The sequence below is a fragment of the Streptomyces torulosus genome (assembly GCF_001419765.1).
Taxonomy (GTDB): domain Bacteria; phylum Actinomycetota; class Actinomycetes; order Streptomycetales; family Streptomycetaceae; genus Streptomyces; species Streptomyces torulosus.
This window is the reverse complement of the sequence record NZ_LIRK01000401.1, coordinates 1-12,962: the sequence shown is the minus strand read 5'-3', so window position 1 is coordinate 12,962 and position 12,962 is coordinate 1. Positions and strand designations below refer to the sequence as shown.

Here is a 12,962-nt window from a genome sequence, read left to right as displayed (position 1 = left end):
CAGAGAACGATCAGAGTGTTATGGGAATTCAATCAAAGAACGATCAGAAACTCGCAGGTAACAGACGTATCCGGCAGGGCGGAGGGTTACGGTCATGACACCTGATGCGTTGACGCCTCACATGCACGCCACCTCCCCCGTGCGCGCACACGACGGGTCGACGCCTCGGACGACCCCAGGTCCCCACGGCCCCCACTCCCCCCTGTCGGCCGTGGGGCCCCTACGGCCGACAGGGGGGAGTGGGGGCCGTGGGGACCTGGGGTCGTCCGAGGCGTCGACCCGTCGTGTGCGCGCACGGGGGAGGTGGCGTGCATGTGAGGCGTCAACGCATCAGGTGTCATGACCGTAACCCTCCGCCCTGCCGGATACGTCTGTTACCTGCGAGTTTCTGATCGTTCTTTGATTGAATTCCCATAACACTCTGATCGTTCTCTGATCTACGCGAATTGCTTCGTCCGTGAATGTCGCGGATCGTGTCATGGGTCGCCGGCCCGGTAAGGAGTCCACCCGGCCTCCGCTCGTGACATTCGGCGATTCAGTCCCTACGATCCTGAATATGGATATGCACTCTGTGGACACGGTGGTCCTCGGGACGTCCGGTGTCACCGCCGCCGACGTCCTCGCCGTGGCGCGCGCCGGCGCCCGGGTCGAGCTCTCCGAGGAGGCGCTGGCGGCCCTCGCCGCGGCCCGCGGGATCGTGGACGCGCTGGCGGCCAAACCGGACCCCGTCTACGGGGTCTCCACCGGCTTCGGTGCCCTCGCGACCCGGCACATCAGCCAGGAACTGCGTGCCCAGCTCCAGCGCAACATCGTCCGCTCGCACGCGGCCGGCATGGGCCCGAGGGTGGAGCGCGAGGTCGTCCGCGCGCTGATGTTCCTGCGGCTGAAGACGGTCTGCTCCGGCCGCACCGGTGTGCGCCCCGAGGTCGCGCGGACCATGGCCGACCTCCTCAACGCCGGGATCACCCCCGTCGTGCACGAGTACGGCTCCCTCGGCTGCTCCGGCGACCTCGCCCCGCTGTCGCACTGCGCGCTCACCCTCATGGGCGAGGGCGATGCCGAGGGCCCCGACGGCGTCGTACGGCCGGCCGCCGAGCTGCTCGCCGCGTACGGCATCACCCCCGTCGAACTGCGCGAGAAGGAGGGGCTCGCCCTCCTCAACGGCACCGACGGCATGCTCGGCATGCTCGTCATGGCGCTCGCCGACCTGGAGACGCTGTACAAGTCGGCCGACGTCACCGCCGCGATCTCCCTGGAGGCGCTGCTCGGCACCGACAAGGTCCTCGCCCCCGAGCTGCACGCCATCCGCCCGCACCCCGGACAGGGCGCCTCCGCCGCCAACATGCTCGCCGTGCTGAGGGGTTCGGGGCTCACCGGCCACCACCAGGACGACGCGCCGCGCGTGCAGGACGCGTACTCGGTGCGCTGCGCCCCGCAGGTCGCCGGCGCCGGGCGGGACACCCTCGCCCACGCACGGCTCGTCGCCGAGCGGGAGCTGGCGTCCGCCGTCGACAACCCCGTGGTCCTGCCGGACGGGCGGGTCGAGTCCAACGGCAACTTCCATGGCGCCCCGGTCGCGTACGTGCTGGACTTCCTCGCCATCGCGGTCGCGGACCTGGCCTCGATCGCCGAGCGGCGCACCGACCGGCTGCTCGACAAGAACCGCTCGCACGGGCTGCCGCCGTTCCTCGCGGACGACGCCGGTGTCGACTCCGGTCTCATGATCGCCCAGTACACGCAGGCGGCGCTGGTCAGCGAGCTGAAGCGGCTCGCCGTCCCGGCCTCGGCGGACTCGATCCCGTCCTCCGCGATGCAGGAGGACCACGTCTCCATGGGCTGGTCGGCCGCCCGCAAGCTGCGCACCGCCGTCGACAACCTCACCCGGGTGCTGGCCGTCGAGCTCTACGCCGGGACGCGCGGCGTGGAGCTGCGCGAGGGTCTCACGCCCGCGCCGGCCACCCGGGCGGTCGTCGAGGCCGTACGGAAGTTCGGGGTCGAGGGCCCCGGGCCGGATCGTTTCCTCGCCCCCGACCTGGCGCTCGCCGACGCGTTCGTCCGTGAGGGCCGGCTGGTCGCGGCCGTCGAGTCGGTCACCGGTCCGCTGGCCTGACTTTGGCCCCTTGAGGGGGGAGCGCCCGACCGGGACGCGTCAGGGGGGCACCGCCGACGTGGCGGTGCCCCCCTGCGTACGCGTGTCAGTGCCGGGCGCGTCAGTACGCCTCCAGGCGGCCCTGGCGCACCGAGTACGCCACGAAGCCCGCGCCGAGGCCCAGGAAGAGGGTGCCGCCGACGATGTACGGCGTGGTGTTGGGGCTGCCCGTGTCGGCGAGTTGGGTGGTGCGACCCGTCGACTCCCCGTCCTCGGCCGAGCCGGAGACGGTCGTCCCGCCGGAGTCGGTCGTGGTCGTCGTCTCCTGCCGTAGGTCCGGCGCCTCCTGGGTCGCGTTGGCCGACGGCACGAACCACAGGGCAGCCAGAAGGGTCCCCGCGGCGGTGGCGGTCAGCAGCGATCGGCGGGCGGTGGACGACGCGCGACGTGCGACGGACACGGAATATCGATCCCCTTGTGACGCTGGCGAATTGGCCGTGGACTGCGATGCTAGTGAAAGTCGCGGGTCGCGGGAAAGTCGCGGGGCGTGTGAGCCGTACGCTCCGAAGCATGACTACAGATGAGACGTCACAGTTTGTCCGCCTTCGCGTGGAATTGGTGGTGGAGGTCGAGAACGTCGAGGCCGTCACCGGTGCCGCATTGCGACGGATCGCCGACGATCCTGATATGCCGGACGACGAACGGGTACACGCCGAGAGCGCGGTGACGGAGGACACAGCGGAGGCGCTCGCGTATCTGATCGACCCGTTCGACCTGGTCGGTGAGGTGCCGGGCGTCGAACTCGCCCAGGCCTCCTGGAGCAGTGAGGGCATCGACTACGACCCCGATTCGCCGGAATGGGGCCTCGACGAGGATGATGACGGCGAGGACGACGAGGAAGTCGGACGCGGCTGAGGCGCCTTGGGGAATTCATGACCCCGGGCGGCAACCGCCGCCCGGGGTTCTCTCGTCCCAAAGGGCGCACTGGTCACTCGCGCACCACCGCCGGGGTCACTGGCGACCCGGACCAGGCGGAGTGGCGTATCCCACACATCGGCGCCAAGCGGAACGGCTCGGTGCCGTAGTGGTGTTTTAGTGCTTACGGGGATTCTCGGGTCTTGGGGATTTCGGCAACGATGGAGAAGCGTGTGATGACGAACAGTAAGCGGCGCAAGGGCCTCACGGTCGCGTCCGCACTGCTCGGCGGGGTGCTGGTGCTCTCTGCGTGCAGCGGGGGCGACGGCGACAACGCGTCCGGCGGCGACGGCGGGGACTCCTCGCAGTCCAAGGTCGACGAGGCGGCGGCCAAGAAGACCTCCGAGGCCGACATCAAGATCACCCCGAAGGACGGCTCGAACAACGCCTCCATCAACAACTCCGCCAAGGTCACCGTGAGCAAGGGCGAGCTCACCAAGGTGACGATGACCACCACGGACGGTGCCGCCGTCCAGGGAGAGATATCCGCCGACAAGAAGAGCTGGGCGCCGAGCGTGCAGCTGGAGCGGTCCACCAACTACAAGATCACCGCCACCGCCGAGGACTCCGAGGGCCGCGAGGCCCACGAGAACGCGGCGTTCACCACGGTCTCGCCCGCCAACAGCTTCATCGGCAACTTCACGCCCGAGGACGGCTCCACCGTCGGCGTCGGCATGCCGGTGTCGATCAACTTCGACAAGGCGATCACCGACAAGGCCGCCGTCCAGAAGGGGATCACCGTCTCCTCCAGCTCCGGCCAGGAGGTCGTCGGGCACTGGTTCAACGCGAACCGCCTCGACTTCCGGCCCGAGGACTACTGGAAGGCGGGCTCCACCGTCACGCTGAAGCTCGCGCTCGACGGTGTCGAGGGCGCCGACGGCGTCTTCGGTGTCCAGCAGAAGACGGTCACCTTCAAGATCGGCCGCAACCAGGTCTCGGTCGTCGACGCCAAGACCAAGCAGATGAAGGTCATGCAGGAGGGCAAGGTCGTCAAGACCATCCCGATCTCCGCCGGCTCGCCCGAGAACAAGACGTACGAGGGCCAGATGGTGATCTCCGAGAAGTTCAAGGAGACCCGGATGAACGGCGCGACGGTCGGCTTCACCGACGACGACGGCAAGGGCGAGTACGACATCAAGGACGTACCGCACGCCCTGCGTCTGACGACGTCCGGCACCTTCCTCCACGGCAACTACTGGGGCGCCGACTCCATCTTCGGCAACGTCAACACCAGCCACGGCTGCATCGGCCTGAACGACACCAAGGGCGCCAACGACCCCAACACCACGGCCGCCTGGTTCTACAACAACTCCATCGTCGGTGACGTGGTCGTCGTCCAGAACACCGGCGACAAGACGGTCGCCCCGGACAACGGCCTCAACGGCTGGAACCTGAGCTGGGCCGACTGGAAGGCGGGCTCGGCGGTCTGACCCGCCACCCGAGCGGTGCCGCGCCGATCACCGGACGCGGCACCGACCCTCTTCCGGCCTCCTGACATCGAAGCCGCCCCCAGGGGCGGCTTCGGCGCTTCCGGGCCGGGTGCGGCGTTCTCATCCCGCTCTTATGAGGGGCTTATCCCGCCATCACGTGGCCTCCCTAGCTTTCGGCCATGTTTCTCACCTACCTGAGGCGCGAACTGCGCCGCCGCAGAAAGGCGGCGCTCGTCGTCGCCTCCGGGCTCGCCCTCGGCATCGCGCTGGTGATCGTGGTCAGCTCCGTGTCGTCCGGCATGGAGAAGGCCCAGGGCAAGGTGCTCGCATCCCTCTACGGCCTGGGGACGGACATGACCGTCACCAAGGCCGCCGCCGCGCCCGGCGAGAACGGCGCCGAACGCCCCCGCTTCGAGTTCGACGCACGGGACGAGGACTCCGACGAGGAGCAGAGCAGCGACCTCGTCCGCGTCCAGGGCTTCCAGACCCTGGCGAGTTCGACCGTCACCGAGGTCGGTGAGCAGCAGGGCGTCGCGGAGGCCGTCGGCGGCCTCAGCCTCCAGGTCATCAAGGTCGACGGGCAGTTCCGGCGCGGCCAGTTCCAGCAGGACGAGAGCGCGGGCGGCCGGCAGCAGGGCGGTCCCGGACAGAACGGTGGGGGCGCCGGACAGCCGCAGGGGCGCGTCGAGGGCGGCGGCGCCGAGTTCGACGTCGACAACTACTCCGTCTACGGCACCGACGTCACCGAACCGGACCTCGGCCCCCTCACCTCCTCGAAGATCACCGGCGGACGTACGTTCAAGGCCTCCGACACCGACGCGCGGGTCGTCGTCGCCGACGCCTCCTACGCGCGGGAGAAGGAGCTGAAGGTCGGTGACAGCGTCACCATCGACTCCACGAAGTACCAGGTCATCGGCATCGCCACCCCCGACAGCGGGGACGCCGCGGCCGACCTGTACATGCCGCTGAAGCAGGCCCAGACGCTCAGCGACTCCCAGGGCAAGGTCACCACGATCTACGTCAAGGCGAGCGACTCCCAGCGGATCGACTCCGTCAAGTCGGCCATCCAGAAGAACATCTCGGGGACCACGGTCACCACCTCCGCCGATCTCGCCGACACCGTGTCCGGGTCGCTGTCCACCGCCTCCGACCTCGCCTCGAACGTCGGCAGGTGGCTCTCCGTGGCCGTGCTCGCCGCCGCGTTCCTGGTGGCCGGGCTGCTCACCTCCTCGGCGGTCTCGCGCCGGGTGCGGGAGTTCGGGACGCTCAAGGCCCTCGGCTGGAGGTCGGGGCGGGTGACCCGGCAGGTCGTCGGCGAGGCCATGGTCAACGGCCTCGTCGGCGGGGCGCTCGGCATCGCGCTGGGCCTCGCGGGGGCGTACACCGTCACGGCGATCAGCCCGACGCTTCAGGCCGAAGTAGGTGCGGCCGGGCGCGGGTTCGGCGGCGCGGGCGGCGGACCCGGCGCGGGCGGCTTCCCGGGCGCCGGTGGTGCGGGCGGCGGGCGTCAGGCGGCGTCGAACGCGCTCGACGTTGCGCTCACCGCGCCCGTCAGCCTCTCCACGATCGCCCTCGCGGTGGGCCTCGCCGTCACCGGCGGACTGATCGCGGGCGCGTTCGGCGGCTGGCGCGCCTCCCGGCTGCGCCCCGCCGACGCCCTGCGGCGGGTGGAGTGACCGGCCGCCGTCCCCGACCCCAGCGGCACGTCGGCCGCGTCCTCACACCATCCAGGAGCTGCACCATGTACGTACTCACCGGCGTGACCAAGCGCTACACCCGGGGCAAGGACACCGTCCACGCGCTCGACGGCGTCGACCTCACCATCGCCGACGGGGACCGTCTCGTCATCCAAGGGCCCACCGGGGGCGGGAAGTCCACGCTGCTCCAGATGCTCGGCGGGCTCGACAAGCCGTCGGCCGGGAGCGTCGAACTCGACGGCACCGACCTGGCCGGGCTGTCGGAGGCCAGGCTCACCCGGGTGCGCAGCGAGAGCATCGGGTTCGTGTTCCAGAGCTTCAATCTGATCCCGACGCTGAGTGCGCAGGAGAACGTGGAGACGGCGCTCGTACCGCTCGGTGTGAAGGCGGGGGAGCGGCGGCGACGCGCCGCCGAGGCGCTGGAGTCGCTGGGGCTGGGGGAGCGGCTCGGGCATCTTCCGGCGGAGCTCTCGGGCGGTCAGCAGCAGCGGGTCGCGATCGCCCGCGCGCTGGTGAAGCGGCCCAAGGTGCTGCTGGCCGACGAACCCACCGGCAACCTCGACGAGTCGACGCGCGACGAGATCATGGGGGTGCTGGAGGGCCTGTGGAAGGAGCACGGGCTCACCTTCGTCATGGTCACGCACGACTCGACGCTGGCGAGGAAGGCCTCCAGGGTCGCGACGATCCGCAAGGGGCGCATCACCGTGAAGGAGAACGCCGGGGCGTGAGACCGCCCTTGGCGCGGGATGCCCTCGGCGTGGGGCGCGTGGGAGCGGAGACCGGGGCGCGTGCGGTTGCGGGGGTCCCCGGTTTCGCCGCTTTGCGCCAGTCGCGCGGTATGTGACGCGAGTTGACGCCCGGTCATACTGCGAAGACCGGGGGGAATTGACGCGCATATGTGCGGAACGTCCCCTGGGCGGACCGAGGGGGAGTCTTGCGCAGACGAATGAGCGGGGTGGGGACGGCCGTGATCGCCATGGCGTCCGCCGTCACACTGACGGCGTCCACGGCCGGCCCGGCGACCGCGGGCCCGGGGGACGTGCCCGGCAGGGCGATGACGGCGGGTACGGCGATGACGACCGGTACGGCGATGACGGCCGGTACGGCGAGTACGGCTGGTACGGCGTTGGCGGCCGGCCTCCAGCCCGGTGGCGGTGCGGGGGCCGAGGTCGGGCATCGCCTCACCCTCGTCACCGGTGACCGGGTCCTCGTGGACGCGGGGGGCCGGGTCCTCGGTCTGGAGCGGGCGAAGGGCCGTGAGGGCGTCCCCGTCCAGGTCCGCCGGGCCGGTGGCCACACTTATGTCCTCCCGGCCGACGCGGCCCGGCTGATCGCCACGGGCAGGGTCGACCGGCGGCTGTTCGACGTCACGGTACTGAGCGGCTCCGCCACCCGCAGATCCCACCGGCAGGGCCTGAAACTGATCGTGGGCTACCGGGGCACCGCGGCCGGCGCGCGGGCCGACGTACGGGGCGCGGGCGGCACCGAGGTCCGGCGCACCCTGCGGACGCTGAACGCCGACGCGGTCCTCACCCCCAAGGACGACGCCGCCGCGCTGTGGAAGGCGGTCACCGACGGCGAGGGCACCACCGCCGGAGGAGTCGCGCACGTGTGGCTGGACGGCGTCCGCGAGGTCAGCCTCGACAAGTCCGTCCCGCAGATCGGCGCCCCCGAGGTGTGGAAGGCCGGCTACGACGGCAAGGGCGTCACCATCGCCGTCCTCGACACCGGTATCGACACCACCCACCCCGACCTCAAGGGCCAGGTCGTCGCGGCGAAGAACTTCTCCACCTCGCCCGGCACCACCGACAGGTTCGGCCACGGCACGCATGTCGCCTCCATAGCCGCCGGCACCGGGAAGCGGTCCAAGGGCGCCTACAAGGGCGTCGCGCCGGGCGCGAAGCTCCTCAACGCCAAGGTGCTGAGCGACGAGGGGTACGGCGACGACTCCGGCATCATCGCCGGCATGGAGTGGGCCGCCGCGCAGGGCGCCGACGTCGTCAACCTCAGCCTCGGCGGGCCCGACAGCCCCGGGATCGACCCGATGGAGGCAGAGATCGACAAGCTCTCCGCGGAGAAGGACATCCTCTTCGCGGTCGCCGCCGGCAACGAGGGCCAGGGAGGCGAGCGGACGATCGGCTCACCGGGCAGCGCGGCCGCAGCCCTCACCGTCGGCGCCGTCGACGGCAAGGACAGGCTCGCCCCGTTCTCCAGCCGGGGCCCCGGTCTCGACGGGCGGATCAAGCCCGACGTGACCGCGCCCGGCGTCGCCATCACCGCCGCCTCGGCCAAGGGCAGCGTCCTCGCGCGGGAGGTCGGCGAGCAGCCCGCCGGCTACCTCACCATCTCCGGTACGTCGATGGCGACCCCGCACGTCGCGGGCGCCGCCGCCCTCCTCAGGCAGCGGCACCCGTCGTGGTCGTACACCCGGATCAAGGCCGCCCTCGTCGCGTCCGCCAAGGGCGGCGCGTACACCCCGTTCCAGCAGGGGGCGGGCCGCATCCGCGTCGACCGGGCCGTCCGGCAGACGGTCCTCGCCACCCCGCTGTCGGTGAACTTCGGCGCCCAGCAGTGGCCGCACACCGACGACAAGCCGGTGTCGAAGAAGATCACCTACCGGAACGTCGGCAAGAAGAACGTCGCTCTCGACCTCTCGGTGACCGGCACCGGCCCCGGAGGCAGGGCGGCTCCCGCCGGGTTCTTCAAGCTCGGCGCGGAGAGGATCACCGTCCCGGCGGGCGGCACGGCCGAGGCCCGCCTCACCGTGAACACCCGGCTCGGCGGGAAACTCGACGGCTTGTACACGGCGTACGTCACCGCCACGGGCGGCGGCCAGAGCGTACGGACCGCCGCGGCCGTGGAGCGCGAGAAGGAGTCGTACGACCTCACACTCCGGATGGTCGACCGGACCGGCGCGCCGGCCGTGCACCACATGCTCGACCTGACCGGTGTCTCGGGACTCGCCCGGGACACCTGGCTCACGCCGTACGACAAGGACGGCACGGTCGAGCTGCGGGTGCCCGAGGGGACCTACATCCTCAACGCGGGGATCGTCGTGGACCCGGAGGACCACACGAAGGGGGCGGCCTGGCTGGCCCGACCGACGCTCACCGTCGACCGGGACACCTCCCTCACCCTGGACGCCCGCACGGCGAAGCCGGTGGACATCACCGTGCCCGACACCACCGCCGAACCCGTCCTCGCGGCACCGGACTACACACTCCGGGCCGGCGCGAACGACTACACCTACGGCTGGCTGCTCGACTCCTACAAGGGGTTCCGCACCGCGCATCTCGGCCCGCCCGTCACCGGCGGACGGCTCAGCCAGACCTGGGCCGGCCAGTGGACCGAGGGCGACACCACCCAGTACGCCACCGCCACCGGAAGCAAGGTGACCCGGCTCGCCACCGGCTACGCCAGGCACTGGAGGAAGAGCGAACTGGCCACCGTCAAGGCCCGCCTCGGCTCCTCCACCCCCGGCAAGAAGGGCGCGGTCAGCGCCTGGGCCTGGCTCCCCGGCAGCCCCGGATCGCCCGCGATCGCCGTCCCGGGGCCGCTGCCCGACACCCGCACGCTGTACGTGTCCGCCACGGACAAGGTGAAGTGGAGCTTCGACTTCGAGCAGTACGGCGCGGAGGACGAACAGGGCTTCCCGCTGCTGGACGCGTACTACACGACCGGCGACAGCAGGCCCGTCACGGCGGGCCGCACCTACACCCACACCTTCAACGTCGGGGTCTTCGGCCCGAGGATCAGCCGGTCCTTCGGCATCCGCCGCGACGGGAACCAGCTGTACGGCCTGCTCCCGATGGTCGCCGACGGCGCCGGGCACGCCGGGGCGTCCTTCTACCAGAAGGTCACCACGACCCTCCACCGCGACGGGAAGAAGATCGCCTCGGGAGAGGACCCGCTGGACGGCTCTGCCCGCTTCACGGTTCCCTCCGCACCCGCCACCTACCGACTGACGACCAGCCTCATCCGAGATCCGGCCCTGGCCAGGGCCTCCTCACGGGTCGACGCGAGCTGGACCTTCAGGTCCGGGAGGACCACGAGCGACAGGGGGCTGCCGGTCTCCACGGTCCGCTTCGGCGGCGCGTACCTGGGCCTCGACAGCACGGCCCCGGCCGGCACGAGGATCGGCGTCCCCGTCACCGTCCAGGGCGCGGCCGTCGGCGGGAACCGGAAATCGCTGACCGTGTACGTGTCGCGTGACGGCGAGAAGTGGACCAAGGCCGCGGTGAAGAACGACAAGGTCACCGTCGTGACACCGGGGGTGGGGAAGAGCGTGTCGCTCCGCGCCGAGGTGACCGACAAGGAGGGGAACCGATCGACGGTGACGATCCACGACGCGTACGTCGGCGCGTGAGCCGGGGGCGCGGATCAGGACACGGTTGAGGGCGACGGCCCACCGGGAGGCTCACCCTTCCGGCGGGCCGTTCCTCACCGCCTGGCGCCTGGTCCGTCCTTCACGACCTGGCCGCCCGGGCGGACCCTTACGGCGTCGCCGTGCGGGCACGGGTGGCGTCCGTGCCCCAGCTGGCCAGCAGGCGCAGGGCCTCGGCGGACGGGGAGCCCGGCTCGGCGTGATAGGTGATCAAGGTCTGCTCGTGGTCGTCGGGGAGCGGGAACGACTCGAAGGACAGCGTCAGATCACCGACCAGGGGGTGCCGCATGCGCTTCACCCCGTGACTCTTCTCCTTCACGTCGTGCGTGGCCCACAGCCGCCGGAACTCCTCGCTCTTCACCGACAACTCGCCCACCAGCGCCGACAGCCGGGGATCGTCCGGGTGACAGCCCGCGTCCATCCGCAGATAGCTGACGATGTCGGCGGCCTTCTGATCCCAGTCGATGTACAGATCCCGGTATTCGGGCCGCAGGAACACCATCCGCGCCCAGTTCCGGTCCTGCGCGGGCAGCTCCGACCAGTCACCGAACACCGCCGCCGCCATCCGGTTCCAGACGAGGATGTCCGAGCGCCGCCCGGTGATGTACGCGGGGACGCCGTCCAGGGAGTCGATCAGCTGCCGCAGGGCTCCCCTGACCTGCTGCGGACGGGCCGACGGCTTCTTCTTGTGGGCCTTCGGCTTGGCGAGGTGCGTCAGATGGTTGTGCTCGGCGTCGCTCAGCCGGAGGGCGCGCGCGATGGCGTCGAGCACCTCCGCCGACACATTGCGACCGTTGCCCTGCTCCAGCCGCGTGTAGTACGCCACCGACACGCCCGCCAGCTGCGCCAGCTCCTCCCGCCGCAGCCCGGGCACCCGCCGGTGCCGGCCGAACTCCGGCAGCCCGACGTCCTCCGGCTTCAGCCGGGCCCGTCGCGACCGCAGGAACTCACTGAGCTCGGCACGCCGGTCGAGGGGGGCTCCGGTCGGGCCGCCGAGCGGCTGCCGGTCCTGTGCGGCTTCGGGCTGTGCGTCCATACGTCAAGTATTCACGGTCGTACGCCCAGCAGCCTGACCCCGCCAGTGGTAGGACCAGCGGACGTACGTAGAACCGTGACCTGGGTGAACTCGGTGATCTCGGGCAGGCTGACAGCCGTGCCCGGCCGGAAGGCAGGCCGGGCACGGGAACGACGGCTAGGAGAACCCTCGGCATGTCCACCACTGTCGCCGCCTACGCGGCCCCCTCCGCCAAGGCTCCGCTGGAGCGCACGACGATCGAGCGCCGCGAGGTCGGTGAGTTCGACGTCCTGATCGACATCAAGTTCGCCGGTATCTGCCACTCCGACATCCACCAGGCCCGCGAGGGCTGGGGCGAGGCGATCTTCCCGATGGTGCCGGGCCATGAGATCGCCGGTGTCGTCGAGGCCGTGGGCTCCGGCGTCACGAAGTTCGCCGTCGGCGACCGCGTGGGCGTCGGCTGCATGGTCGACTCCTGCCGCGAGTGCGAGAACTGCGAGGCCGGGCTGGAGCAGTACTGCCTCAAGGGCAACGTCGGCACGTACAACGCCCTCGACAAGAACGGTGAGCCCACCTACGGCGGCTACTCGGAGAAGATCGTCGTCGACGAGGCGTTCACCGTACGCATCCCCGAGGGCGTCGCCCTCGACGAGGCCGCGCCGCTGCTGTGCGCGGGCATCACCACGTACTCCCCGCTCAAGCACTGGAACGCCGGCCCCGGCAAGAAGGTCGCCGTCGTCGGTCTGGGCGGCCTCGGGCACATGGGCGTCAAGCTCGCGCACGCGCTCGGCGCCGAGGTGACCGTCCTGTCCCAGTCGCTGCGCAAGCAGGAGGACGGGCTGAAGCTGGGCGCCGACCACTACTACGCGACCAGCGACCCGGCGACCTTCGAGGAGCTGCGGGGTTCGTTCGACCTGATCCTGTCGACGGTCTCGGCGCCGCTGAACCTGGACGCGTACCTGTCGCTGCTGAAGACCGACGGTGCGTTCGTGAACGTGGGCGCGCCCGAGGAGCCGGTCGCCCTGAACCTGTTCTCGGTGATCGCCGGCCGCAAGACCCTCGCCGGGTCCGGCATCGGCGGCATCCGTGAGACCCAGGAGATGCTCGACTTCTGCGCCGAGCACGGCCTGGGCGCCGAGATCGAACTGATCCGCGCGGACCAGATCAACGAGGCGTACGAAAGGGTCCTGGCAAGTGACGTCCGCTACCGCTTCGTGATCGACACGGCGACGATCTGATCCGATCAGGGTTGGGGGGCTGGTGCGGGTGCGGGGGGCGTGCTCGCGCAGTTCCCCGAGCCCCTGAAGGAAGCCTGCGGCTCCTTCATCGGCGGCGCCGGGGGCCCGGGAAGGACCGGCCCGCAGGGCCGTCC

9 protein-coding genes are annotated in these 12,962 nt (G+C 70.8%); 7 read left to right on the top strand and 2 right to left on the bottom strand.

What is annotated here, in order from left to right; all coding sequences use genetic code 11:
* The first annotated feature begins 571 nt into the window (after positions 1–571).
* The gene (gene hutH, locus AOK23_RS26705; protein WP_055715180.1) at positions 572–2,110 is read left to right on the top strand and encodes a histidine ammonia-lyase; all 1,539 of its coding nucleotides are present in this window, start codon (positions 572–574) and stop codon (positions 2,108–2,110) included.
* A 100-nt stretch (positions 2,111–2,210) separates the two neighbouring features.
* Here the strand turns inward: hutH and AOK23_RS26700 are convergent, their stop codons facing one another.
* A complete protein-coding gene (locus AOK23_RS26700) occupies positions 2,211–2,549 on the bottom strand; it encodes a hypothetical protein (RefSeq protein WP_055715179.1) in 339 nt (112 codons plus the stop codon).
* Positions 2,550–2,659: 110 nt separating this feature from the next.
* Here AOK23_RS26700 and AOK23_RS26695 point away from each other — a divergent pair, with 110 nt between their 5' ends.
* The 5 genes from AOK23_RS26695 (at position 2,660) to AOK23_RS26675 (ending at position 10,557) form a co-directional block, all read left to right on the top strand.
* Positions 2,660–3,004, top strand: coding sequence for a hypothetical protein (locus tag AOK23_RS26695; protein WP_055538589.1), 345 nt, complete (start codon positions 2,660–2,662; stop codon positions 3,002–3,004).
* A 221-nt stretch (positions 3,005–3,225) separates the two neighbouring features.
* The gene (locus AOK23_RS26690; RefSeq protein WP_055715178.1) at positions 3,226–4,494 is read left to right on the top strand and encodes a L,D-transpeptidase; all 1,269 of its coding nucleotides are present in this window, start codon (positions 3,226–3,228) and stop codon (positions 4,492–4,494) included.
* 179 nt (positions 4,495–4,673) lie between these two features.
* A complete protein-coding gene (locus AOK23_RS26685) occupies positions 4,674–6,170 on the top strand; it encodes an ABC transporter permease (protein ID WP_055715177.1) in 1,497 nt (498 codons plus the stop codon).
* A 65-nt stretch (positions 6,171–6,235) separates the two neighbouring features.
* Complete coding sequence (locus AOK23_RS26680) at positions 6,236–6,919, top strand: ABC transporter ATP-binding protein (RefSeq protein WP_055715176.1); 684 nt, start codon at positions 6,236–6,238, stop codon at positions 6,917–6,919.
* A gap of 206 nt (positions 6,920–7,125) precedes the next feature.
* Positions 7,126–10,557 (top strand): S8 family peptidase, encoded by a 3,432-nt coding sequence (locus AOK23_RS26675; RefSeq protein WP_420823753.1) that lies wholly within the window; start codon positions 7,126–7,128, stop codon positions 10,555–10,557.
* Between the two features lie 127 nt (positions 10,558–10,684).
* Here AOK23_RS26675 and AOK23_RS26670 read toward each other — a convergent pair whose 3' ends face one another.
* The gene (locus tag AOK23_RS26670; protein WP_055715174.1) at positions 10,685–11,611 is read right to left on the bottom strand and encodes a helix-turn-helix domain-containing protein; all 927 of its coding nucleotides are present in this window, start codon (positions 11,609–11,611) and stop codon (positions 10,685–10,687) included.
* A gap of 173 nt (positions 11,612–11,784) precedes the next feature.
* Between AOK23_RS26670 and AOK23_RS26665 the strand changes: the two genes are divergently transcribed.
* Positions 11,785–12,828, top strand: a complete 1,044-nt coding sequence (locus AOK23_RS26665; protein WP_055715173.1) for an NAD(P)-dependent alcohol dehydrogenase — start codon at positions 11,785–11,787, stop codon at positions 12,826–12,828.
* Positions 12,829–12,962 lie beyond the last annotated feature (134 nt).